The sequence below is a fragment of the Microbacterium sp. AG1240 genome, assembly GCF_003635115.1.
Lineage (GTDB): Bacteria > Actinomycetota > Actinomycetes > Actinomycetales > Microbacteriaceae > Microbacterium.
Genome location: NZ_RBXJ01000002.1, coordinates 88,096 through 109,681, shown reverse-complemented (window position 1 = coordinate 109,681; position 21,586 = coordinate 88,096). Strand labels below are relative to the sequence as shown.

Below are 21,586 nucleotides of genomic sequence, written 5' to 3'. Positions count from 1 at the left end.
GCCGCGGGGCCGGAGGGCCTAGCGTCTGGAGCGTGTCGATCACCCTTCCCCCTGCGCCGCCCGATGCGCTCGGCGTACGGATGCCGATCTCCGCTCGCCTCTCCTCCGACGCGCCCGCCGGGCCGGCCGTGTGGGGAGGTTCGATGCCCCCGCTCCCCCGGGTTCTCGCCGACGCCGTCGCCGAGACGTGGGGAGCGACGATCAGTGTCGAGGCCGACGGTGCCGATCCGCTCGCGCTCCCCGGATTCGGCGCCGCGTTCGCGCAGGCACGGGCCGACCAGGTCGTGCGGGCGTTCTCGCGCCGCACCAATCTCGTGCTCGCCGGGGCAACGACGGCGGTCGTCGGCGCCGGACCGATCGCCGACGCTCTGGCCGCGGCGCTCACCCGCATCGGCAGCCGGGTCGTCCGCGTCTCGGATGATCCCGTGACGCGGCTGCGCGCGCACCTCGCCGGGATCGCGTTCGCAGACGTCGGCGCGCTGCCCGAGACGACCCGTCACGCGCACTACGTCGTCGCCACCGGGGACGGCCACGACCCGATCGACCCGCACCGCACGGAGGCCGTGCTCATCGATGCCTCGCTCGGCGGCACCGGGCTCGCCCCGGCCGGCGGCCCGGTGCGGCGACCCCACGTGCGTCGCGTCGGGGGTGCGTCGACGGTGGTCGATGCTCCCCCGCCGCTTCCCGACGATCTCAACACCATCGACGCCCTCGCGTGGCGGCTCGCCGATCTCCTCGTCGCGCTCGGCCTTCTCGTCGCCGCCAACGGCGGCGACCTCACTGCCGCCGACGCCCGCCTCGCGCACGAGGTGATCGCGTGAGCGGCCGGATCGCCGATCCCTCCCTGTGGCGCCAGGGACAGGACCGCATCGACTGGGCGCGCGGATTCATGCCGGCCACCGCCGCGCTGGCGGCCGAGCTCACCGCATCCGGAATCGTCTCCGGCGTGCGGATCGCGATCTCCGACGTGCTCGAGCCGAAGACCGCGTCGGTCGCGCTCGTGCTCGCTGAAGCCGGGGCCGAGGTCTCGGTGTCGTGCGTCGGCCGCAACACCGACGACGCGGTCGCCGCCGCACTGGCCCACGCGGGCCTGCCCGTCTACGCGCGGTCGACCGATCGCGCCGCGGACGACCGCGAGAACGTGCTGTCGCTGCTCGATCACCGTCCCGAGGTGATCATCGACGACGGCGCCGGCACCATCCGTCTCGCCCACACCGACCGGCCCGGCATCCTCGACGCGATGATCGGCGCCACCGAGCAGACGACGAGCGGTGTGCGGCCGCTGCGCGAGATGCAGCGCACGGGAGAACTGCGCATCCCGGTGGTCGCGGGCAACGATGCGCGCACGAAGTCGCTCTTCGACAACGCCCACGGCACGGGGCAGGCGGTCGTGCTCGCGGTCGCCGACCTCATCGATGCGTCGCTCGCCGGCGCCTCGGTCGTCGTCGCCGGGTTCGGGCGGGTCGGCAGCGGCGTCGCTCGCCACGCGGCCGCCCTCGGCGCGCGGGTGACCGTCTCGGAGGTCGACCCGGTCGCCGCGCTCCAGGCCGCGTTCGCCGGATTCGCCGTCGAACCCCTCATCGATGCCGCCGCCCACGCCGACGTGCTCATCTCCACCACCGGGGTCGCCGGCACGATCGACGTCGCGCACCTCGCCGCCCTCCCCGACGGGGCCGCCGTCGCGGTCGGGGGCGGCGTCAGCCAGGAGATCGCCCTCGACGACGCCCGCGCCGCCGGTGCCGTCGAGATCTCCCGTGCGCGCAAGGTCTCGCGGCTGCGGCTGCCATCCGGCCGCACGGTGCGGGTGCTCGATGACGGCAACTGCATCAACGTCAGCGCCGCCGAGGGCAACCCGGTTCAGATCATGGACCTGTCGTTCGGGGTGCAGCTCGCCGCGGTCGATCACCTGATCGCCTCGCGGGGCACCCTCCCGCCGGCGGTCCACACACTCCCTCGCGACGTCGACGATCGGGTGGCCCGCCACGCCCTCGCGTCGTTCGGCGGCACGGTCGACGCGCCGTCGGCGAAGCAACTCGCCTTCCTGACATCCTGGCGACCGAGTCTCGACGCCGACTGACGGCGCCCACCCCTCCTCCGAAAGACCCCGATGACCCTGACCCTTCATCGCGCACGCGTCGTCTTCCCGGTCGACGCCCCTCCGATCGTCGACGGCGCCGTCCTGGCCGACGGCGACACGATCACCGCCGTCGGCACCCATGACGCGCTGTCTGCCGTCGTCCGCGATCGCCCCGACGTCGAGCGTCTGGAATGGGACGGCGTGCTCACACCCGGGCTCGTGAACGCCCACACCCACCTGCAGTACACCGATATGGCCGAGGTGGGCCGGGGGCGCTACGACGGGTTCGAGTCGTGGATGAACGCGTTCATGGAGCTCTACCCGTTGCCCCGGGACTGGGCGGCGTCCGCCGCCGAGGGAGCCCGCCTCGCGATCGCATCGGGCACGACCTCCGTCGCCGAGATCGTCACCGACATCGACGCGGCCGCCGTCGTGCACGAGGCCGGCCTTCACGGGGTCACCTATTGGGAAGTGCTCGGCTGGACAGACGCCGACTGGGCCGTCGACGGGCGGACCACCGTCGTCGAGCAGTTGCGCGCTCTGCCGACACCACCCGACGCCGGGCTGTCGCCGCACGCGATCTACTCCCTCGACACGGGCGTGCTCCGCGACCTCGCGGGCCTCGCCGCCGAGCTCGGGGTGCGCCAGCACATCCACGCGGCCGAGTCGGCCTGGGAAGACGCCTACGTCCGTTCGGGCACGGGCGATCTCGCCAACCGGTGGCGCACGCTCGGGCGGGGCGACTTCGCGCTGCTCCGCGACGGCGGCGCCGGCCACGGGGTCATCCCCTACCTCGACTCGGTCGGTGCCCTCACCCCCGCGACGCACCTCGCCCACGTCATCTACGTCGACGCCGACGACCGCCGGATGCTGCGCGAACGCGGCGTCTCGGTGGCCCTCTGCCCCCGGTCGAACGCGGTCATCGGGCTCGCCCCGCCACCGATCGGGCACTACCTGCGCGAGGGGAACCGGATCGCGGTGGGCACCGACTCGCTCTCCTCGTCGCCGAGCCTGAACGTGCTCGACGACGTCGCGGCGCTCTACTCCCTCGCCCGAGAGCAGGGCTATGCCGAGCCCGATCTGCACGAGCGGCTGTTCGCCGCCGCGACCCTCGGGGGCGCGAACGCCCTGGGGCTCGCCGACGCATCCGTCCCGACGGGGAGCATCCGCGCAGGATCGCGCGCCGACCTGGCCGTGTTCCCCGTCGACGCGCGAACGCCCGCCGACGCGCTCGCCGAGCTCGTCGAGCACGGCAGCCCGCGCTCGCTCGCCACGATCATCGCCGGCCGGTGCCACCGGCCGCCCACCACCGACCCAGCAACGGAGACCACCCATGTCGCTCGCTGACCCCCGCCCGCTCCTGTTCGGCCTCTACGAGCAGGCGTGCATCGGCAACGGCTCCGGTGCCGTGAGCCTGTGGACCCACCCGGCCGACGAGCGGCTGACTGCGACCGGTATGCGGTACTGGATCGACCTCGCCCGCCGCGCGGAGGAGGCCGAGTTCGACCTGTTCTTCTTCGGTGATGTGCTCGGCATGTACGACACCTACCGCGGGTCGGAGGCGACGGCCGTCGAGTGGGGCGTGGAGCTGCCCGCCCACGACCCGCTGCTGCACATCCCGGCGCTGGCCGCGGTGACCGAGCGGATCGCGTTCGGCGCCACCGTCTCGACGACCTACGAGCATCCGTTCGCTCACGCGCGGCGCTTCAGCACGCTCGACCATCTCACCGCCGGCCGCATCGCGTGGAACATCGTGTCCTCCTACCTCCCGGGGGCGGCCGCGAACTTCGGCCTCGACGTGCTCGCGCACGATCAGCGCTACGACCGCGCCGACGAGTTCCTCGACGTCGTCTACAAGCTGTGGGAGCACAGCTGGAGCGACGACGCGTTCGTGGGCAGCAAGGAGACGGGCCTGTTCGCGCACCCCGACCGGGTGCGACGGGTCGACCACGTGGGCGAACACTTCCGCGTGGCGGGTCCTCACCTCAGCATCCCCTCCCCGCAGCGCACGCCCGTGCTCATCCAGGCCGGATGGTCACCCCGGGGGCGGGAGTTCGCCGCGCGGCACGCGGAGCTGATCTTCGTCGGCGACTCCGACCCGGTCGCCGTCCGCGAGGGGCTCGCGGGTATCCGTGCCCGTGCCGCCGAGATCGGCCGCGACCCGTCGGAGATCCGCGCCGTGGTCGGGATGAACCTCGTCGTGGCGCCGACGCGCATCGCGGTGCAGGAGAAGCTCGACGGCTTCCAGTCGCACTACTCCTCGGAGGCTCAGCTCGCGGCGTACGCCGGGTGGGGCGGAGTGGACTTCTCGCAGTACGCCGACGACGAGCCGCTGATCAAGCAGTCGACGACGCACACCCAGACGAAGGAGACACGGGCCGACGCGCCGGTGCTGACCGCCGGCGACGTCCGCCGTCGGTTCGGCGCGGTCACGGCGTTCGCCGACGACCGCTTCATCGGCACGCCCGGCGAGGTCGCCGACAACATCGGCCGATTCGTGGACGAGTCGGGCGTCGACGGCTTCCTCCTCCACCAGTTCGTCTCCCCCGGCTCGCTGGAGGACTTCGCCACGCTCCTCGCGCCCGAGCTGCGCTCGCGCGGGCTCTACGGCGGGTTCCCCACCGAGGGGACGCTTCGCTCCCGCCTGCGCAGCGACCGCCGCGATCGCCTCCCGACCGACCACCCCGCCGTATCGGGCGCACGCTGAGCCCCACGGCCAATCGGCGCCCGCGGCGATGCCCTACTCGCCCGCGGGACGTCCGTTCGCCCAGCCCGACGGCGCCGCGCGTCCGGCGGGGTCCAGCGGAGCCCGCGAGGTGCCGTAGGCGAGGGCGTGCACGAAACGGCGCCGGAACTGGGTGGCGTCGAACGAGGTGACGGCGCGGGTCACGGCCCCGTCGGGGGTTCCCCAGACGAGCGGAAGGCCGTCGTTCGTCAGAGCCACGCGCGTGGCGAGCGAGCCTCCGTAGGGGGTGACGTCGACGGGACCCTCGATCCACCCCGTGACGATCTCGGGGCGATGGAGGATCACGGTCGACAGGCCGTCGTGCGCCGAGGAGATCCGCCGCCCCCACTTGTACTGGTAGAAGTCGTTGTAGGCGTCGAGCACGCCGGCCGAGAACTGCGCCCACGGGGTGTCGATCGCGCGCAGCGAGGCGTAGACGTGCTCGTCGAGGATCGCCGTGGCGGTGACGTTGACCCCCACCATCACCACGTTGCCCCGGTTCGCGGCACCGAAGACGATCTCGGCCGCGCGTCGGTCGTTCGCGGTGTTGGCGTCGGTCAGGGTCGCCCCGCCGGGTGCGGGGTAGGGGCCCGCGCCCCCCATGATGACGACGGAGCGGTACTTCAGGAAGAGCTCGGGGTCGCGCTCGAGCGCCTTCGCGATGTTGGTCAGCGGCCCGAGCGGGTGCAGGTCGACTCTGCCCGGGTGCTCGTTCGCGATGCGCACGATGTAGTCCACGGCGGTCTCGTCCTCGACGCGGAGTTCGGCCCGCTCGAACCGGTCGCCGAGCCCGTCGACGCCGTGCACGAAATCGGCGATGCTCGCCTCGCCCTCCAGCGGCGCGTACTCCCCCAGGTGCACGGGAATGTCCTCGCGCTCGGCGAGGCGCAGCACGGTCCGCACGTTCCGGGCGGAGTCCTCCACCGGGGTGTTGCCGTAGATCGTCGTGATGCCGACGATCTCGACGTCGGGCTGTGCGAGCAGGTAGAGAAGCGAGTGGGCGTCGTCGAGACCGGTGTCGGTGTCGACCAGCACCCACTGCTTCTGCGGATCCAGCGGCGGTCGGGTCGATGCCATGGCGGTTCTCCTCTGTCTTCGTTGCACCCCCAGCGTGCCCGCCGGAGCAGCGCGCGAACCGATCGTGTTACTTAGCGTGACGCAGTGTTTCCCCGGGTGTTACACACTCTGGCGGAGAGTAGAGGGATCGCCCGAGACTGCTCTCGAGCAACGCGTCGCTCGTCACCCGAGAAGCCGGCCCCACAGCACCGGTCGAGACAAGGATCCCTCACCATGACCTCCAGCCCGAAGCGCGCTCTGCGCGTCGCCGTTCCCGCGGTCGGCCTCACCGCCGCTCTCGCCCTCAGCGCCTGCGCCGGTGGGGGAACCCCCGACCCCGCGGCCACCGGATTCGAGGGACTCGAGCTGACGGTGTGGAACAACATCGACTTCGACCCGTACCAGAGCCTGCAGAAGGGCTACTTCGAAGCGTGCGCCGACGAGCTCGGCATCACCGTCGACGTCCAGACCCAGTCGGGCGACTACACCACGAGCCTGCTGCAGGCCGCGAGCTCGAAGACGCTCCCCGATGTCGCCCTCCTGAGCACCGACACCCAGGTGCCCCAGCTCGCCTCGCAGGGGGTTCTCGCCGACCTGGGTTCGCTCGGAATCACCACCGACGGCATCGAGGAGAGCATCGCCTCGCTCGGCGAGTACGACGGCGCGCTCTACGCCCTGCCCGTGCAGGCCGAGAGCTACGCGATCTTCTACAACGCCGACGCCTTCGCCGCGGCCGGCATCACCGAGCCCCCGACCACGTTCGACGAGCTCGTCGCGACGGCGAAGGCCCTCACCACCGACACCCAGAAGGGCATCGTGCTCCCCGGGGTCGGCGGCGACGGCTCGACTCCCGTCTACTTCCTGCCGTTCCTCCTGAGCGCGGGCGGCGACCCGGCCGATCCGACGAGCGAGGGCGCGGCCGAGGCCGTCGACCTCTACAAAGCGCTGGTCGATGACGGCAGCCTCTCGACGGAGTACGTGAACTGGGGCTGGGACGCCATCGACCAGTGGACCTCGGGCGCGGCGGCGATCACGGTCTCGGGTCCGTGGAACCTCGTCGACAGCAGCATCCCGTTCGAGTACGGCACCGCGGCGTTCCCGACGCCGGAGCCGGGCGAGAGCTCGCAGGTCGGCGTGCTGGGCTACGCCTACGGTGTGGCCGCGTCGAGCGACCCCAACCGCGAGGCCGCGGCCGCCGCGCTGGTCGAGTGCCGCGCATCGGAGGAGAACCAGATCGAGACCGCGATCCAGGGCGGTTACGTCCCGGCTCTGACGAGCGCCCAGGAGGCCTTCGTCGCCGAGGTGCCCGCGGCCAAGGCCTTCGTCGACGCCCTCCCGGGTGCGTTCAACTCCGCATCGCTGGGCACCGAGTGGAACGCCCTGCAGCAGCAGTACGTCGATGCGCTGCAGAACGCGACCGTCAACGGCGTCAGCGCCGAGGAAGCACTGCAGCAGGCGTCGCAGGGGTGATGACCTCGTCCCTCTCGACGGCCGACCGGCCGGAGGCACCCGCCTCCGGCCGGTCGTGGCTGTCGCTCGCGCGGCGCCGGAACATCGAGCTGTGGGTGTTCCTCGTCCCCGCCATCGCGTTCTTCTGCGTGTTCTTCCTGTTCCCCCTCGGGTACGGCGTGTTCATGAGCACGACCGACTTCACCACCGGCACGTTCATCACGGGTCGTGCACCCTTCGTCGGAGGAGAGAACTTCGCCGAGATCCTCGCGCAGCCGGTGACGGGCCGTGCGATCGCCAACACCCTCGTCGTGACGGTCGCCGCGGTCGCGATCGAGCTCGTGCTCGGGCTCGCCCTCGCACTGCTGTTCACCCGCCGCTTCCCGGGGAGCCGGTGGCTCCCGACCCTGATCCTCATCCCCTGGCTCCTACCGGCCGTGGTCGTCGCCACCATCTGGAAGTCGCTGCTCTCGGGCAACGGAGCCGTCAACGACGTGCTCGGAACGCTGGGGCTCCCCACCGACGCGTGGCTGGCGAACCCGTCGACAGCGCTCTCCGCCGTCATCGTGGTCGCCGTGTGGGCGAGCCTGCCGTACTGGTCGACGATCCTGGGCGCCGCGCTGAAGCAGGTGCCCGCCGAGCATCTCGAAGCCGCTCAGCTCGACGGCGCGGGGGGCTGGCGCCGACTGACCTCGATCATCGTCCCCGCCATCTGGCCGGTGATCTCGGTGTTAGTGATCATGAGCGTCGTCTACACCCTGCTCATCGTCGACCTCGTGCTCGTGCTGACTGCCGGTGGCCCCGCCGACAGCACCGTGACCCTCGGTCTCCTGTCGTACCGCGCGGCCTTCCAGCAGTTCGAGTTCGGCCAGGGCGGCGCCTACGGCATGCTGCTCCTCGGCATCAGCCTCGTCTTCGCGGTCGTCTACTCGCTGCTGGCCATGCGCAGGGAGCGTGCCGAGCGATGACCGCCGCCTCCGCCGCATCCACCCGTCTGGCCCGCCTGCGCAAGAGCGGCTGGCTGTGGACGATCCTGACCGTGGGCATTCTCGCGGTCTATCTCTTCCCGATCTACTGGATGATCTCGGCCTCGCTCCAGCCGTCGGCGAACTCCGTCGACACCGAGTGGTTCCCGTCGGCACCGGGCATCGGCGGCTACGAGACGGCGCTCTCCGAGAGCGGTCTGAGCGGTCTGCGCGTCAGCGTGATCGTCGCTCTCGGCTCGGTGCTGGTGAGCCTCGTCGTCGCGATACCCGCGGCGTACGCGCTGAGTCGCCTGCGCTCCCGCGCCGTGGGTATCGCGCTGATCCTGCTGCTGCTCGCCCAGATGATTCCGAGCATCGTGCTGGCGACGTCGTTCTACGCGATGTTCAACAACTGGGGGCTGCTCAACACCTACGTGGGGCTGATCCTGGCGAACTCGACCGCGGGCATCCCGTTCGCGATCATCGTGATGCGCGCGTTCATGCTGCGCCTCGATCCCGAGGTGCTGGAGGCCGCGACCGTCGACGGACTCGGACCGTTCGGGACGCTGTGGCGCATGGTCATCCCGCTCTCGCGCAACGCGATCATCACCGCCGCCGTCTTCACGTTCCTCTTCAGCTGGGGAGATCTGCTGTTCGGCCTGACCCTCGTCACGCGCAACGACCTGCAGCCGGTGTCGGTGGTCATCTTCGCCCTCTCGAACTCGAACCTGAACACGTGGGCGGCGACGATGGCGGCCTCTCTGATCGCGAGCCTCCCGGCGCTCGTCGTGATCTTCGCCGCGCAGCGCCACGTGAAGGCGGGCCTTGCCGCGGGAGCCGGGCGCTGACCCGCCGGCTGGTGAGAAAGCCCAGGCCCGCGGGCATTGCGTACACCGGCCCGCACGTAGACTGACATCTCGTGAACGAACGCGTCTTGGTCAAGCAGCTCCAGTCCGCCCCCGACGGCCCGGTTTCGGTGTCGGGATGGGTCGAGACGGTGCGCGATCAGAAGAAGGTGCAGTTCGTCATCCTTCGCGATGAGACCGGCGCGGTGCAGCTGGTGAACCCGGCGACGCGCGAGCTCGGCGAAGACGCGGATGCTGCGCGCGAAGCCGCCCTCGCCCTGACCGAGACGATCTCGGCGCTGGCGACCGGCACCTTCCTCACCGTCACGGGCGAGCTCAAGCACGACGAGCGCGTGAAGCTCGGCGGCGTGGAGATCAAGGTCGGCGCCCTCGAGATCGCCGCCGCCGCCAACCCCGAGACGCCGATCGCGGCCGACAGCAGCGCCGACAAGCGCATGGACTGGCGCTTCATCGACCTGCGCCAGCGCCGCAACAACCTCATCTTCCGCGTGCAGACCACGTTCGAGCACGCGCTGCGCACCTATTGGATCGAGCGCGACTACATCGAGGTGCACACGCCGAAGCTCATGGCGAGCCCGTCGGAGTCGAACGCCGAGCTGTTCGCGCTGGAGTACTTCAACGACCAGACGGCCTATCTCGCGCAGAGCCCCCAGTTCTTCAAGCAGATGGCCCAGGTCGCCGGCTTCGGCAAGATCTTCGAGATCGCGCCCGCGTTCCGCGCCGACCCCTCGTTCACCTCGCGCCACGCGACCGAGTTCACCTCGATCGACGCCGAGATCAGCTGGATCGACTCGCACGAAGACGTCGCGCGCATGCAGGAGGAGCTCCTGCAGTTCGCCTTCCAGGCGGTCGCCGACAAGCACGGCGCCGAAGTGAAGGAGCTCTTCGACGTCGAGGTGCAGGTGCCGGCGATCCCGTTCCCGCGCATCCCGCTCGCCGAGGCGCTCGAGATCGTGAAGAGCCGCGGCTACGAGGTGCCCCGCACCGACGGCGACCTCGACCCCGAGGGCGAGCGTCAGATCGCCGCGTACGTGCAGGAGACCTACGGACACCAGTTCGTCTTCATCACCGACTACCACCCCGCGATCCGGGCGTTCTACCACATGCGCGACGAGGAGACCGGGCTCACCAAGAGCTACGACCTCCTGTTCAACGGCGTGGAGATCACCACCGGCGCGCAGCGCGAGCACCGCGTCGACGTGCTCGTCGAGCAGGCGAAGGAGAAGGGGCTCGACCCCGAGCACCTCGACTTCTACCTCGACTTCTTCCGGTTCGGCGCCCCGCCGCACGGCGGGTTCGGCATGGGCCTGGCCCGCGTTCTGATGCTGATGCTCGGCGAGAGCTCGATCCGCGAGGTCACCTACCTGTTCCGGGGACCCACGCGCCTCGCGCCGTGATCTGAGTTGCCGCAAGAAGGGGCCTCGCCGTTCGGCGGGGCCCCTTTTCGCGGCAACTCGACGCGATTCAGCGGGTCGGAGCGGATTCGACCGCCTCGATCAGCGCCGCCTTGTTCATGCGGGAGTAACCGGCGACGCCGAGATCCTTCGCGCGGCCGCGCAGCTCGACCAGGGTCGGAGCCGCGGGCTCCGCGGCCGGAAGCGGCGGCGTGACCAGCACTGCGGCGGGCTCCGTGACCGCGACGGCCGCCTTCGCGGTCTGCACCTCGCGCGCGGCGGCGGCGTGCTTCGCCGTGAGCTTCTCCGCGGTCTTCGTCAGTTCTGCGGCCTTCGCGCGCAGTTTCCGGCTCGACGTCTTCACGGCCTTACGGGCCTTCCGCACCGACTTCTCCGCGCGGGCGAGGGCCTTCTTCGCCTTCGCCTCAGCGGCCTTGCGTCCGGTCTTGCTCGAACGCTTCTTCTCAGCGGACTTCGTCTGCGTCATGGCCGTGCCTCCTGTTCGGACCCGGGTGGGCCCGTGTCCCACCCTAGGAATGTTCGCCGTCGATCGGGTGCACACACCGCGTTTCTCTCGCATCCGCCCTGGTCGCCGATCGTGCGGATGCAGTCAACGGAAATGTGGGGTGACTAGCGTGGGCACCTCGACCCGAGGAGAACAATGATCGATTCCTGGCTGCAGTTCGCCATCGCCATCGTCGTCGCGCTCGTCATCGCCGTCGTCCTCACGTCGCTGGTCACCTTCAGCGTCCGGCTCGCGGCGAAGAAGAAGGACTGGCCGCGCGGCCTCGTGCGCCACGCCCGCAGGCCGTTCCGCGTCGTCGTGCTCGTGATCGCGCTGTGGATCGCCGTGACCCTCGCACTCCCGCTCGATATCGATACCGATTGGGGAGAGCTGATCGACCACGCGTTCACGATCGTGCTCATCGGTGCGACCGCCTGGCTCCTGGGCGGGCTCGTCGCGTTCGCGACCGATGTCACGCTGGGGCGCTACCGCATCGACATCCCCGACAACCGCGTCGCCCGCCGCATCCGCACCCAGACCCTCATCGTGCGCCGCCTCGCGATCGTGCTCATCGCGATCATCGCGATCGCGGCGATGCTGCTCACCTTCCCCGCCGTGCAGGCTTTCGGCGCCAGCATCCTGGCCTCGGCCGGCATCGCGTCGATCGTCGCGGGCCTGGCCGCCCAGTCGGTGCTGGCGAACGTGTTCGCCGGCGTGCAGCTCGTCTTCAGCGACGCGCTGCGGGTCGACGACGTGGTCGTGGTCGAGGGCGAGTGGGGTCGCATCGGCGAGATCACCCTGAGCTACGTGGTCGTCGATCTCTGGGACGACCGGCGCCTGGTGCTTCCGTGCACCTACTTCACCACGAAGCCCTTCGAGAACTGGACGCGCGAGGGCAGCGAGCTGCTCGGCGCGGTCGAGCTCGACGTGGACTGGCGCGTCTCACCGAGCCTCATGCGCACCCACCTCGCCTCGGTGCTCGGCGAGACGAACCTGTGGGACGGTCGGGCATCGGTGCTGCAGGTCACCGATGCGGTCGGCGGACTCGTCCGCATCCGCATCCTGGTGACCGCCGCCGATGCGCCGACCCTGTTCGACCTGCGCTGCTTCGTGCGCGAGGCGATGGTGGGCTGGATACAGAGCGTCGCACCCGACGCCCTCCCCGTACAGCGGGTGATGATGACCGAGCAGGATGCTGCCGCCCCTACCGTCACGCACGAGACCCCCGAGGCGACCGGGCTGTTCACCGGCAGCATCGAAGCGGAGGAGCGCGCGGCTCACTTCACCCAGTCGATCCCGGTGATCGGCGCCGAAGACGGCGCCGCGGAGCGCGCTCAGAAGGGGTAGTCGACGACCGCGCGCTCGGTGACGACCGAACGCACGAAGGCCGCGGCCTCCTGGTGCGCGGGGTGCACCTGGTAGCGCTCGAGCGCATCGGTGTCGGCGAACTCCGACACCAGCGCGACATCCCAGTTCGTCGCGGGGTAGGCGACGTTGCGTCCGACCTCGAGGCTCTGGATGTCGTCGATGACGGGAATGAGCGCGGTGAGGTGCTCGGCGATCTGCTCGGCGTGCAGGGCGCGCGTGTCGGCGTCTTCCGCGGCGAGTTTCCACAGGACGATGTGCCGGATGCTCACGAGGGGGCTCCTTCGGTGTCGGCCGCGAGAAGGGCGGCGCGGAGGCGATCGGCAGACAGCCGCCAGTGCGCGTGCAGCTCGCCGTCGACGAGCACGACGGGAACCTTCTCCCACCAGAGGTCGTACAGGGCGGGATCTTCGAGGATCGACGAGCGCTCGATCACGATGCCGTCGGCCACGCGCGGGGGGAGGTCTCCGACCACGAGGTCGACGATCTCATCTGCGACGTCGCACAGATGGCAATCGGGCTTACCGATCAGTGTGAGGGTCGTCACGTGTCCAGCTTAGGGGGCCGCGACACGGCGTCGCCGCGTCACTTCTCGACGTCGAAGCCCGCCTGGATCCATTCCCCGGTGCCGCCTTCGACGTTCGTCGCATCGTGGCCGCGCGCGGTGAGCGCCTCGACCACGCGGGCCGAGCGTCCGCCGGCCTGGCAGATCACGTCGAACGGGCCGTCGGGCAGCTCGTCGAGGTGGTCGCCGATCGTCGACATGGGCAGGTTGACGGCGCCGGGCACGTGGCCCGCGGCGAACTCGTCGACCTCGCGCACGTCGATCAACGGCGTGCCTTCGCGTTCGCGGAGCTGGTGAACGGTGATGGACTGCACGGCGAACTCCTCGTCTGGGGCGCGACGGATACACGAAGCGCCCGCCACGGAGGGCAGGCGCTCGGTGCGGCGGCCGCTACTTCTTGTTGCGGCGCTGGTGGCGAGTCTTGCGAAGCAGCTTGCGGTGCTTCTTCTTCGCCATGCGCTTGCGGCGCTTCTTGATGACTGAACCCACGGAAAACCTCACTACGTCAGGGGTCTGGGTGCCGGTTGCGGCGCCCGGGTAGAGGCAGATGCGAAAAAATGCCTCGGATCAGTCTAGCCGACGTCGGAGACCGGCCGTTGCAGGGCATCCACGACGGCAGACTCGGGCACTCGGTAGCTGCGTCCGAAACGCACCGCGGGCAGTTCGCCCGCGTGCACGAGACGGTAGACCGTCATCTTCGACACTCGCATCACCTCGGCGACCTCAGCGACGGTGAGGAAACGCACATCCGGCAGTTCTGCCATGGATTCCCCTTCGTCCTGTGGCGCTGCAGACACTCTAGGGCTCCCGTGCGACACGTGTAAACCCGAGAGGCCGGTGTGACGCGTGGGGCCGGCACCGCCGCATCCGCCCGAACGCGCGAGTCAGCGCCCGGGGAGCTTGCGGAAGGCGTTCGCGACGGCGTACTTCGCCTGTGCCGCCGCACGCCCGACCGCCTCGGCCGCGTGCACCGCGGGCTCCGGCAGGGTGGCGGCGACCGGGTCGACCGAGAAGAACGGCACCAGCCAGTCGTCGACCTCGTCGAGCGGGGCGGTGGCGAGGCTGTAGTAGCGGTGCTGCCCCTCTTCGCGCACCGACACCAGCTCGGCATCGCGCAGCACCTTGAGGTGCTTGGAGACGGTGGGCTGGCTCACACCCAGCTCGTGGACGATCTGCGAGACGCTCGTGCCGTTGTCGCCGCGCGTGGAACGGTCGAGCAGCAGCTGGAGGATGTCGCGACGGGTGCCGTCCGCGATCACGTCGAAGATGTCCGCCATGGGTTTAGGTTAGCCGCGCCCCGACCGGGATACCATGATTCCCGGTCGGGATCGAAGGGGGCGACGCATGGCGGCATCGCCGGCGGGGCCCCGCGCCCAGCGCGATCTCGGCCGATCGCTCCGGCGGTGGTTCGACGCGGTGCGCGACCTGACGACGGCATCTCCGGCCCGGTTCGCCGTGTTGGTGTTCGTGACGCTGATCCTGCTGTTCACCGGGCTCTTCTCGCTGCCCGCCGCCGCAGCCGACGGACAACGGACGCCGCTCGCCGACGCGCTGTTCACCGCAGTGTCGACCATCTGCGTCACGGGCTTGTCGACCGTCGACATGTACTCGCACTGGTCTCCGTTCGGGCACGTCATCACCTACATCGGCGTGAACGTGGGAGCGCTGGGCGTGTTGACCCTCGCCTCGATCCTCGGTCTGGTCATCTCCAAACGGCTCGGGCTGCGCGCGAAGCTCATCGCCGCCGGCGACAGCAATCCGCTGCGCGCGCACGGCGGCCCGATCAACGAGGGTCAGACGGTGCGGCTGGGCGAAGTCGGCCAGCTGCTGGCCACCGTCGCCCTCTCCACGCTCGTGATCGAGGCGGGTCTCACCGTCCTGCTGTACCCCTCGCTGATCATGGCGGGGATCGACCCGATCAGCGCCCTCTGGGAGGCGCCGTACTACGCGGCGATGGCCTTCACGAACACCGGGTTCGTGCCGAACGCCAACGGGCTGGTGCCCTTCAGCGACGACTACTTCCTCCTCACCGTGCTCATGGCGGGCGTCTTCCTCGGCTCGATCGGCTTCCCCGTGATCTTCACGCTGTGGCGGCACGCGTGGCACTTCCGCCGGTGGTCGCTGCACGCGAAGCTCACCATCATCACCACCGTGATCCTGTTCTTCGCGGGGGCCGGGGCGATCCTGCTGCTGGAGTTCAACAATCCGCTCACCTTCGGCCGCTCCGACGCGTGGGACACGACCTTCCAGGCGTTCTTCCTCTCCGCCATGACGCGCTCGGGCGGCTTCTCGATCATCGACATCGGCGATCTGCACGGCTCGACCCTCGTCGTCGGATCCATGCTCATGTTCGTCGGCGGAGGATCGGCCTCCACCGCCGGGGGCATCAAGGTCACCACGCTGGCCGTCCTGGCCCTCGCGGTGTTCTCCGAGGCGAAGGGCCGCCAATCGGTCGAGGCGTTCGGCCGCCGCATCCCGAGCGACGTGCAGCGGGTCGCCCTCTCGGTCGTCGCGTGGGGCGCCACGATCGTCGCCCTCTCGACGATCACGATCGGCCAGATCACCCAGGCGCCGATCGAGGAAGTGCTCTTCGATGTGATCTCGGGCTTCGCGACGGTCGGACTGTCGACCGGCCTGACGGCCGAGCTGCCCGATCCGGCGGTGTACGTGCTGGCCGTCACGATGTTCATGGGGCGCATTGGTACAGTGACACTCGCCGCGGCGGTCGCCGCGAGCTCCCGGTCGCAGTTGTACTCACGACCCGTCGAAAGGCCCATCGTTGGTTGATCGCTTCAGGGGCGACGCCCCCGTCCTCGTGATCGGTCTCGGGCGCTTCGGAGCCGCCTGCGCCGGGGAACTCGACCGGCTCGAGCGCGAAGTGCTCGCCATCGACGGCAACCTCGAGCTCGTGCAGAAGTGGTCGGAGCGGGTCACCCACACGGTGCAGGCCGATGCTCGCAACATCGACGCGCTGAAGCAGATCGGCGCGCAGGACTTCCAGGTCGCCGTCGTGGCGGTGGGGTCGCTGATCGAAGCATCCGTGCTCATCACCGCCAACCTCGTCGACCTCAAGGTGCCGCAGATCTGGGCGAAGGCCGTCTCGCAGTCGCACGGCAAGATCCTCGCCCGCGTCGGTGCGAACCACGTCATCTATCCCGAGCGCGAGGCCGGGGAGCGCGTCGCCCACCTCGTCAGCGGCCGGATGCTCGACTTCATCCGCTTCGACGACGACTTCGTGCTCGCCAAGATGTATCCGCCGAAGCTCATCCGCGGCATCGGCCTGAACGAGTCGGGCGTGCGCTCGAAGTACAACGTCACCGTCGTCGGGGTGAAGAGCCCCGGCCGCGCCTTCCGCTACGCCGAGGCGAACACCGTGGTGACGAACCACGACCTCATCATCGTCTCGGGCACGAACTCCGACATCGAACGCTTCGCCGCACTCGACCGCTGAGGTCTACGATCCGGCGGCGAGCTCTCTCGCGCGGGCGAGGGCGGCATCGGTGGCACGACCGAAGAGGTCTGCGAGGCGGCCCTCCTGCAGCACGGCGATCGCCCGCTCGGTGGTGCCCTTCGGGCTCGTCACGCGTCGGCGCAGTTCGGCCGGGTCAACGTCGGATGCTGCCAGCAGCGCCGCGGCGCCGATGAACGTCTGCTCGGCCAGGAGTCGCGCCTGGTCGTCGTCGAAGCCCTTCTCCCGCGCCGCCTTCGTGAGCTCCTCCACGAGCAGGAAGACGTACGCGGGGCCCGAGCCCGAGATCGTCGACAGGGCGTCGATGCGGTCTTCGGGCACTTCGACGACGGCGCCGACCGTCTCGAACAGCGCCCGAACGAGTGCGGCCTGCTCGGGCGTGGTCTCCGCCCCCGCCGCGAGTCCCGTGACCGCCTCCCCCACGAGCGCGGGCGTATTGGGCATCGAGCGGAACACCGCAGCATCCGCTCCCAGGATGTCGGCGAACGTCGCCAGGGTCACCCCGGCGGCGAGGCTCACCACGATCGCGCCCGGACGCACGTGCGGGGCGATCTCGCGCAGCAGGTCGGGGACCATGGCCGGTTTCACACCGATCAGCAGGATGTCGGCGGATGCGGCGGCCACCGCGTTGCCGTCGGGCCGCTCCTCCAGCGCGATGCTCTCGACGCCGGCGAGGTCGGCGAGCTCGGCGGCCTTCGCCGCCGTGCGGTTCGTCGCGAGAAGTCGCGGTGCGATGCCGGAGGCAACGAGCCCTCGCAGGACGGCCCCGCCCATCGACCCCGCTCCCAGGAACGCGACGGGCGGAAGCGAGGGCGAGTCGGGGGTCGTCATGCCGTCATCCTACGGAGGGCCCCGGGGTTCTCTCGGCGGCCCCCGGCGAGCGGTGCGCACTCGGCGGGCGGAGAGCCGCGAGGTCTATCATCGGCCTTCGAGGGTGTATTCCCGCGAGAACGGAGAAGACCGCATGAACCTGTTCGACGGCATCGTCTCTCGATCGATCGAGACGGCCCGCCTTTCGGTGAACATCCTCGAGCGGGAGCACGACGACACCGCGACCCCCGCCGAGCGCACCGTGGTGTTCATCCACGACACCGTCTCGTCGTCGCTGTTCTGGCAGGAGATCATGCAGGACCTCCCCGCCGAGCTGCGCGCCATCGCGGTCGACCTCCGTGGATTCGGCGGCACGGAGCACATGCCGATCGATGCCACACGCGGCGTCCGCGACTTCAGCGACGACCTCTTCGCCACTCTCCGGGCCGTCGGCATCGACACCGCCCACCTCGTCGGCTGGGGCCTCGGAGGCGCTGTCGTGCTGCAGTACGCGCTCGATCACCCCGCCCTCTCCCTCACCCTCGAGGCCCCGGTCTCGCCGTACGGCTTCGGCGGCACCCGGCGCGATGGCTCGCGGCTGACCGACGACGACGCCGGGTGCGGCGGGGCCACCGCGAACCCCGACTTCGTGCAGCGCTTGACGGACGGCGACGCGAGCGACGCCGCGACCACCTCGCCCCGGAGCGTCTTCCGCGCGAGCTACGTCGCATCCGACTACTCCTCGGACCACGAAGACCTCTGGGTGCAGAGCATGCTCTCCACCTCCACCGCCGTGGGCAACTACCCCGGCGAGGGCGTGCCCAGCGGCAACTGGCCGGGCTACGCCGCAGGACCCCTCGGCGTGCTCAACACCGTCGCGCCCCGGTACTTCGACGTGTCGTCGATCGTCGACCTCGCCGACAAGCCCCCCGTGCTGTGGGTGCGCGGCAGCGTCGACGCGGTGATCTCCGACACCTCGTTCTCCGACGTGAACCATCTGGGGGCACTGGGCATCGTCGCCGACTGGCCCGGCGAAGACACCGCTCCCGCGCAGCCGATGGTGTCGCAGACGCGCGACGTGCTGGAGGCGTACGCGGCGGCCGGCGGCTCGGTCGCCCAGATCGTGCTGGAGGGGGTCGGCCACACGCCGCACCTCGAGCGTCCCGCGCAGTTCCGCCAGGCGCTCCTCGCGGGGATCGGCTACATCGGAACCCCCTTCGACCCGGCGCCGCCGACCGAGGCCATCATCATCCGTTCGGCCGACTGATCCGCATCGGGAGCACGAGAACATGAGCGCCTCCGGCGGCAACCGCGCCATCATCGCCGCGTTCGCGGCGAACCTCGGGATCGCGCTCGCGAAGTTCACCGCGTGGATCTTCTCCGGTTCGGCGTCGATGCTCGCCGAGGGCATCCACTCCGTCGCCGACTCGGGCAATCAGCTGCTCCTGCTCCTGGGCGGCAAGCGCGCGCGCCGTGCGGCCGACCGGGAGCATCCGTTCGGGCACGGTCGCGAAAGGTACGTCTACGCGTTCGTCGTGGCGATCATCCTGTTCTCGGTCGGCGGGCTCTTCTCGATCTACGAGGGCGTCGAGAAGCTCACGAATCCGCACGAGCTCGAGAACGTCTGGATCCCGATCGTGGTGCTGCTCATCGCCATCGGTCTGGAGTCGTTCTCGCTGCGCACCGCGGTCAGGGAGAGCAACCACTCCCGCGAGAAGGGCCAGTCGTGGGTGTCGTTCGTGCGCCGCGCGAAGGCCCCCGAGCTCCCGGTCGTGCTGCTCGAGGACGTCGCCGCGCTCATCGGCCTCGTCTTCGCGATGCTCGGCGTCGGGCTGACCGTGATCACCGGCAACTCCATCTTCGACGCCATCGGCACCCTGATGATCGGCACGCTGCTGATCGTCGTCGCCATCGTGCTCGGCATCGAGACGAAGAGCCTCCTGGTCGGGGAGGGCGCGACCGAGGGCGACTACGACCGCATCGTCGCGGCGATCACCGACGGCCCCGAGGTCTCCCGCCTCATCCACATCAAGACGCTCTACCTCGGCCCCGACGAGCTGCTCGTCGCCGCCAAGATCGCCTTCGCCGACGACCGGGGCCTCCCGGAGGTCGCGGCCGGCATCGACGCGGTGGAGAGCCGCATCCGCAGCGCCGTGCCCGTCGCCCGCGTGATCTACCTCGAGCCCGATCTCGACCGCACACCGGCGGCGCGGCTGACAGACTGAGGCGATGGAGTACTGCCTCTTCACCGAGCCCCAGGAGGGCTTCGACTACGACGACCAGCTCGCCTTCGCGCTCGCGGCCGAGCGCCTCGGTTTCGACGCCTATTTCCGCTCCGACCACTACCTGCGGATGGCCCCCGGCGACCCCGGCCCCGGCGGCACCGACGCGTGGACGACGCTGGCCGGACTCGCTCGCGAGACGAACACCATCCGCCTCGGAACGCTCGTCTCCTCGGCCACCCACCGCATCCCGGGCGTGCTCGCGGTGCAGGTCGCCCAGGTCGACCGCATGTCGGGCGGACGCGTCGAGTTCGGCCTCGGCACGGGTTGGTTCGAGCGCGAGCACCGCGCCTACGGCATCCCCTTCCCCGCGAAGCGGTTCGGCATCCTCGAGGAGCAGCTGGAGATCATCACGGGTCTGTGGCAGACCCCCGTCGGCGAGCGCTACGACTTCGTCGGGCGGCACTACACGGTCGAGGACTCCCCCGCCCTGCCCAAGCCGGTGCAGTCGCGCGTCCCCGTGATCGTCGGCGGCGGCGGCCCGAGCCGCACCCCGGCGATCGCCGCCCGCTTCGCCACCGAGTTCAACATCGGATTCGTCGCGGAGGACGTCGTCGCCGAGAAGTTCGCCGGCGTCCGCGCCGCGTGCGGGAGCGTCGGCCGCGACCCCGAGACGCTGAAGCTCTCCGTCGCCATGCCGACTCTTGCGGGGGCGACCGAGGCCGACCTCGAGCGTCGCGCTGCGAACCTGGGGCGCCCGCTCGAGGCGTTCCGCGACGCGCCCGGCGGCATCGTCGGCGGCCGCGACGAGATCGTCGCGAAGGTCGAGCGTCTGCGCGCCCTCGGCGCGGAGCGGGTCTACCTGCAGCTGCTCGACATCCGCGACCTGGAGCAGGTGGAGTTCCTCGGCTCCGAGGTGCTCCCCCACCTGCCGCGCTGACGCACGGCGCGACGACCGGGGCGAGGTCAGTCGCGGCGGGCGGCGAAGAACCCCCGCAGCAGAGCGGATGCTTCGTCGCCGAGCACGCCCGCGACGACCTCTGCCCGCGACGGCAGCCGCCGATCGCGCACCACGTCGTAGACCGAACCCGCCGCACCCGCCTTGTCGTCCCAGGCCCCGAAGACCAGCCGCGACACGTGGGCCTGCAGCATCGCACCGGCGCACATCACGCACGGCTCGAGGGTGACGGTGAGCGTGCAGCCGGCGAGGTTCCACGAGCCCAGCGATGCGGCGGCACGCCGCATCGCGACCACCTCGGCGTGCGCGGTGGGGTCTTGATCGACCTCGCGGAGGTTGCGTCCCTCGCCGATGACGATTCCCGCAGCATCCGTCACCACCGCCCCGACCGGAACGTCTCCGCCGGCCCCCGCGGCCTCTGCCAGCACGAGAGCGCGGCGCATCGCGGCGAGGTCGGCGGGCGCGGGGTTCATGCGGACTCCGTGATCGGGGCGCGGGGCGGGTAGATTCACCCTATGCGTGTGCACGTCGCGGACCACCCCCTCATCACCCACAAGATCACGGTGCTGCGCGACAAGCGCACCCCGTCGCCGGTCTTCCGTCAGCTGACGGAAGAACTCGTCACCCTGCTCGCCTACGAGGCGACCCGCGGTGTGCGCGTCGAGCCCTACGAGATCCAGACGCCGGTCACCACGACCACGGGCGTGCGCATCGGCGAGCCCAGGCCGCTCGTCGTGCCGATCCTCCGCGCCGGGCTCGGCATGCTCGAGGGAATGGTGAAGCTGCTGCCGACGGCAGAGGTCGGCTTCCTCGGCATGGTACGCAACGAAGAGACCCTCGAACCGTCCACGTACGCCGAGCGGCTCCCCGACGATCTCAGCGACCGCCAGTGCTTCGTGCTCGACCCGATGCTCGCCACCGGTGGCTCGCTGGGCGCGGCAATCGAGTTCCTCTTCGCGCGCGGCGCGCAGGACGTCACCGCGATCTGCCTGCTCGGCGCTCCCGAGGGGGTCGCCGCGATCGAGAAGCAGATCGCCGGCCGCGACGTGACCCTCGTGCTGGGCGCCCTCGACGAGCGACTGAACGAGAAGGGCTACATCGTGCCCGGTCTCGGCGACGCGGGCGACCGCCTCTACGGCACGGTCTGACCCGGGCGCATC

25 protein-coding genes are annotated in these 21,586 nt (G+C 70.4%); 15 read left to right on the top strand and 10 right to left on the bottom strand.

Going from position 1 to position 21,586, the window contains the following annotated elements:
• Positions 1-32: 32 nt before the first annotated feature.
• Genes DEU34_RS09075 through DEU34_RS09060 form a run of 4 tightly spaced genes read left to right on the top strand, consistent with a single transcriptional unit; the run spans position 33 to position 4,784 of the window.
• Positions 33-821, top strand: coding sequence for a hypothetical protein (locus DEU34_RS09075; RefSeq protein WP_183042422.1), 789 nt, complete (start codon positions 33-35; stop codon positions 819-821).
• On the top strand, positions 818-2,077 hold the full coding sequence (locus DEU34_RS09070; RefSeq protein WP_183042421.1) for an adenosylhomocysteinase: 1,260 nt from the start codon (positions 818-820) through the stop codon (positions 2,075-2,077). The genes DEU34_RS09075 and DEU34_RS09070 overlap by 4 nt, the downstream gene beginning before the upstream one ends.
• A 30-nt stretch (positions 2,078-2,107) precedes the next feature.
• Positions 2,108-3,424 (top strand): amidohydrolase family protein, encoded by a 1,317-nt coding sequence (locus DEU34_RS09065; protein ID WP_121149879.1) that lies wholly within the window; start codon positions 2,108-2,110, stop codon positions 3,422-3,424.
• Complete coding sequence (locus DEU34_RS09060; protein WP_121149878.1) at positions 3,411-4,784, top strand: NtaA/DmoA family FMN-dependent monooxygenase; 1,374 nt, start codon at positions 3,411-3,413, stop codon at positions 4,782-4,784. The genes DEU34_RS09065 and DEU34_RS09060 overlap by 14 nt, the downstream gene beginning before the upstream one ends.
• 33 nt (positions 4,785-4,817) lie before the next feature.
• Here DEU34_RS09060 and DEU34_RS09055 read toward each other — a convergent pair whose 3' ends face one another.
• Entirely contained in the window at positions 4,818-5,879 is a 1,062-nt protein-coding gene (locus tag DEU34_RS09055) for a nucleoside hydrolase (protein ID WP_121149877.1), read from the bottom strand.
• A 213-nt stretch (positions 5,880-6,092) separates the two neighbouring features.
• On the opposite strand from DEU34_RS09055, the gene DEU34_RS09050 reads away from it, so the two are divergent.
• The 4 genes from DEU34_RS09050 (at position 6,093) to aspS (ending at position 10,535) form a co-directional block, all read left to right on the top strand.
• A complete protein-coding gene (locus DEU34_RS09050) occupies positions 6,093-7,328 on the top strand; it encodes an extracellular solute-binding protein (RefSeq protein ID WP_121149876.1) in 1,236 nt (411 codons plus the stop codon).
• Complete coding sequence (locus DEU34_RS09045) at positions 7,328-8,275, top strand: carbohydrate ABC transporter permease (RefSeq protein ID WP_121149875.1); 948 nt, start codon at positions 7,328-7,330, stop codon at positions 8,273-8,275. Before DEU34_RS09050 ends, DEU34_RS09045 begins: the two co-directional genes overlap by 1 nt.
• Positions 8,272-9,120 carry a carbohydrate ABC transporter permease gene (locus tag DEU34_RS09040; protein WP_121149874.1) on the top strand — a complete coding sequence of 283 codons (849 nt, stop codon included), beginning with the start codon at positions 8,272-8,274 and terminating at the stop codon, positions 9,118-9,120. Before DEU34_RS09045 ends, DEU34_RS09040 begins: the two co-directional genes overlap by 4 nt.
• Positions 9,121-9,191: 71 nt before the next feature.
• A complete protein-coding gene (gene aspS, locus DEU34_RS09035) occupies positions 9,192-10,535 on the top strand; it encodes an aspartate--tRNA(Asn) ligase (RefSeq protein ID WP_116647748.1) in 1,344 nt (447 codons plus the stop codon).
• A 67-nt stretch (positions 10,536-10,602) separates the two neighbouring features.
• On the opposite strand, the gene DEU34_RS09030 is transcribed toward aspS, so the two are convergent.
• Positions 10,603-11,019, bottom strand: coding sequence for a Rho termination factor N-terminal domain-containing protein (locus DEU34_RS09030; protein ID WP_183042420.1), 417 nt, complete (start codon positions 11,017-11,019; stop codon positions 10,603-10,605).
• A gap of 174 nt (positions 11,020-11,193) precedes the next feature.
• Between DEU34_RS09030 and DEU34_RS09025 the strand changes: the two genes are divergently transcribed.
• Entirely contained in the window at positions 11,194-12,384 is a 1,191-nt protein-coding gene (locus DEU34_RS09025) for a mechanosensitive ion channel family protein (RefSeq protein ID WP_121149872.1), read from the top strand.
• Here DEU34_RS09025 and DEU34_RS09020 read toward each other — a convergent pair.
• From DEU34_RS09020 to DEU34_RS08995, 6 genes are all read right to left on the bottom strand, one after another.
• Positions 12,372-12,674 carry a Dabb family protein gene (locus DEU34_RS09020; RefSeq protein WP_116647744.1) on the bottom strand — a complete coding sequence of 101 codons (303 nt, stop codon included), beginning with the start codon at positions 12,672-12,674 and terminating at the stop codon, positions 12,372-12,374. The genes DEU34_RS09025 and DEU34_RS09020 overlap by 13 nt on opposite strands.
• Positions 12,671-12,949, bottom strand: a complete 279-nt coding sequence (locus DEU34_RS09015; RefSeq protein WP_116647743.1) for a glutaredoxin family protein — start codon at positions 12,947-12,949, stop codon at positions 12,671-12,673. Before DEU34_RS09015 ends, DEU34_RS09020 begins: the two co-directional genes overlap by 4 nt.
• Positions 12,950-12,987: 38 nt before the next feature.
• Entirely contained in the window at positions 12,988-13,281 is a 294-nt protein-coding gene (locus DEU34_RS09010) for a rhodanese-like domain-containing protein (RefSeq protein ID WP_116647742.1), read from the bottom strand.
• A gap of 76 nt (positions 13,282-13,357) precedes the next feature.
• Complete coding sequence (locus DEU34_RS09005) at positions 13,358-13,456, bottom strand: 30S ribosomal protein bS22 (protein ID WP_003792170.1); 99 nt, start codon at positions 13,454-13,456, stop codon at positions 13,358-13,360.
• An 83-nt stretch (positions 13,457-13,539) separates the two neighbouring features.
• Positions 13,540-13,731 (bottom strand): helix-turn-helix domain-containing protein, encoded by a 192-nt coding sequence (locus DEU34_RS09000; RefSeq protein ID WP_116647741.1) that lies wholly within the window; start codon positions 13,729-13,731, stop codon positions 13,540-13,542.
• A gap of 120 nt (positions 13,732-13,851) precedes the next feature.
• Positions 13,852-14,244: a helix-turn-helix transcriptional regulator gene (locus tag DEU34_RS08995; protein WP_116647740.1), complete on the bottom strand. Its 393-nt coding sequence runs from the start codon at positions 14,242-14,244 to the stop codon at positions 13,852-13,854.
• A 67-nt stretch (positions 14,245-14,311) separates the two neighbouring features.
• Between DEU34_RS08995 and DEU34_RS08990 the strand changes: the two genes are divergently transcribed.
• Together DEU34_RS08990 and DEU34_RS08985 are read left to right on the top strand one after the other, a co-directional pair.
• The gene (locus DEU34_RS08990; RefSeq protein ID WP_121149871.1) at positions 14,312-15,754 is read left to right on the top strand and encodes a TrkH family potassium uptake protein; all 1,443 of its coding nucleotides are present in this window, start codon (positions 14,312-14,314) and stop codon (positions 15,752-15,754) included.
• Complete coding sequence (locus DEU34_RS08985) at positions 15,747-16,418, top strand: TrkA family potassium uptake protein (protein WP_116647738.1); 672 nt, start codon at positions 15,747-15,749, stop codon at positions 16,416-16,418. Before DEU34_RS08990 ends, DEU34_RS08985 begins: the two co-directional genes overlap by 8 nt.
• A 3-nt stretch (positions 16,419-16,421) precedes the next feature.
• Here the strand turns inward: DEU34_RS08985 and proC are convergent, their stop codons facing one another.
• Complete coding sequence (proC, locus tag DEU34_RS08980) at positions 16,422-17,267, bottom strand: pyrroline-5-carboxylate reductase (RefSeq protein ID WP_121149870.1); 846 nt, start codon at positions 17,265-17,267, stop codon at positions 16,422-16,424.
• Positions 17,268-17,400: 133 nt separating this feature from the next.
• Between proC and DEU34_RS08975 the strand changes: the two genes are divergently transcribed.
• Genes DEU34_RS08975 through DEU34_RS08965 form a run of 3 tightly spaced genes read left to right on the top strand, consistent with a single transcriptional unit; the run spans position 17,401 to position 20,408 of the window.
• On the top strand, positions 17,401-18,513 hold the full coding sequence (locus DEU34_RS08975; RefSeq protein ID WP_121150559.1) for an alpha/beta fold hydrolase: 1,113 nt from the start codon (positions 17,401-17,403) through the stop codon (positions 18,511-18,513).
• 22 nt (positions 18,514-18,535) lie between these two features.
• Positions 18,536-19,471 carry a cation diffusion facilitator family transporter gene (locus tag DEU34_RS08970; RefSeq protein WP_121149869.1) on the top strand — a complete coding sequence of 312 codons (936 nt, stop codon included), beginning with the start codon at positions 18,536-18,538 and terminating at the stop codon, positions 19,469-19,471.
• A 4-nt stretch (positions 19,472-19,475) separates the two neighbouring features.
• Complete coding sequence (locus tag DEU34_RS08965) at positions 19,476-20,408, top strand: LLM class F420-dependent oxidoreductase (RefSeq protein ID WP_121149868.1); 933 nt, start codon at positions 19,476-19,478, stop codon at positions 20,406-20,408.
• Between the two features lie 26 nt (positions 20,409-20,434).
• Here the strand turns inward: DEU34_RS08965 and tadA are convergent, their stop codons facing one another.
• Positions 20,435-20,899, bottom strand: coding sequence for a tRNA adenosine(34) deaminase TadA (gene tadA, locus DEU34_RS08960; RefSeq protein WP_259460096.1), 465 nt, complete (start codon positions 20,897-20,899; stop codon positions 20,435-20,437).
• 42 nt (positions 20,900-20,941) lie between these two features.
• Here tadA and upp point away from each other — a divergent pair, with 42 nt between their 5' ends.
• Entirely contained in the window at positions 20,942-21,574 is a 633-nt protein-coding gene (gene upp / locus DEU34_RS08955; protein ID WP_121149867.1) for a uracil phosphoribosyltransferase, read from the top strand.
• Positions 21,575-21,586 lie beyond the last annotated feature (12 nt).

What these genes read in the sequence shown, in the direction of transcription:
- DEU34_RS09065 (WP_121149879.1), top strand. Translation starts at nt 2,108, where the DNA reads ATGACCCTGACCCTTCATCGCGCACGCGTCGTCTTCCCGGTCGACGCC.
- DEU34_RS09060 (WP_121149878.1), top strand. Translation starts at nt 3,411, where the DNA reads ATGTCGCTCGCTGACCCCCGCCCGCTCCTGTTCGGCCTCTACGAGCAG.
- DEU34_RS09055 (WP_121149877.1), bottom strand. Translation starts at nt 5,879, where the DNA reads ATGGCATCGACCCGACCGCCGCTGGATCCGCAGAAGCAGTGGGTGCTG.
- DEU34_RS09050 (WP_121149876.1), top strand. Translation starts at nt 6,093, where the DNA reads ATGACCTCCAGCCCGAAGCGCGCTCTGCGCGTCGCCGTTCCCGCGGTC.
- DEU34_RS09045 (WP_121149875.1), top strand. Translation starts at nt 7,328, where the DNA reads ATGACCTCGTCCCTCTCGACGGCCGACCGGCCGGAGGCACCCGCCTCC.
- DEU34_RS09040 (WP_121149874.1), top strand. Translation starts at nt 8,272, where the DNA reads ATGACCGCCGCCTCCGCCGCATCCACCCGTCTGGCCCGCCTGCGCAAG.
- DEU34_RS09030 (WP_183042420.1), bottom strand. Translation starts at nt 11,019, where the DNA reads ATGACGCAGACGAAGTCCGCTGAGAAGAAGCGTTCGAGCAAGACCGGA.
- DEU34_RS09025 (WP_121149872.1), top strand. Translation starts at nt 11,194, where the DNA reads ATGATCGATTCCTGGCTGCAGTTCGCCATCGCCATCGTCGTCGCGCTC.
- DEU34_RS09000 (WP_116647741.1), bottom strand. Translation starts at nt 13,731, where the DNA reads ATGGCAGAACTGCCGGATGTGCGTTTCCTCACCGTCGCTGAGGTCGCC.
- DEU34_RS08995 (WP_116647740.1), bottom strand. Translation starts at nt 14,244, where the DNA reads ATGGCGGACATCTTCGACGTGATCGCGGACGGCACCCGTCGCGACATC.
- DEU34_RS08990 (WP_121149871.1), top strand. Translation starts at nt 14,312, where the DNA reads ATGGCGGCATCGCCGGCGGGGCCCCGCGCCCAGCGCGATCTCGGCCGA.
- proC (WP_121149870.1), bottom strand. Translation starts at nt 17,267, where the DNA reads ATGACGACCCCCGACTCGCCCTCGCTTCCGCCCGTCGCGTTCCTGGGA.
- DEU34_RS08975 (WP_121150559.1), top strand. Translation starts at nt 17,401, where the DNA reads ATGAACCTGTTCGACGGCATCGTCTCTCGATCGATCGAGACGGCCCGC.
- DEU34_RS08970 (WP_121149869.1), top strand. Translation starts at nt 18,536, where the DNA reads ATGAGCGCCTCCGGCGGCAACCGCGCCATCATCGCCGCGTTCGCGGCG.
- DEU34_RS08965 (WP_121149868.1), top strand. Translation starts at nt 19,476, where the DNA reads ATGGAGTACTGCCTCTTCACCGAGCCCCAGGAGGGCTTCGACTACGAC.
- tadA (WP_259460096.1), bottom strand. Translation starts at nt 20,899, where the DNA reads ATGAACCCCGCGCCCGCCGACCTCGCCGCGATGCGCCGCGCTCTCGTG.
- upp (WP_121149867.1), top strand. Translation starts at nt 20,942, where the DNA reads ATGCGTGTGCACGTCGCGGACCACCCCCTCATCACCCACAAGATCACG.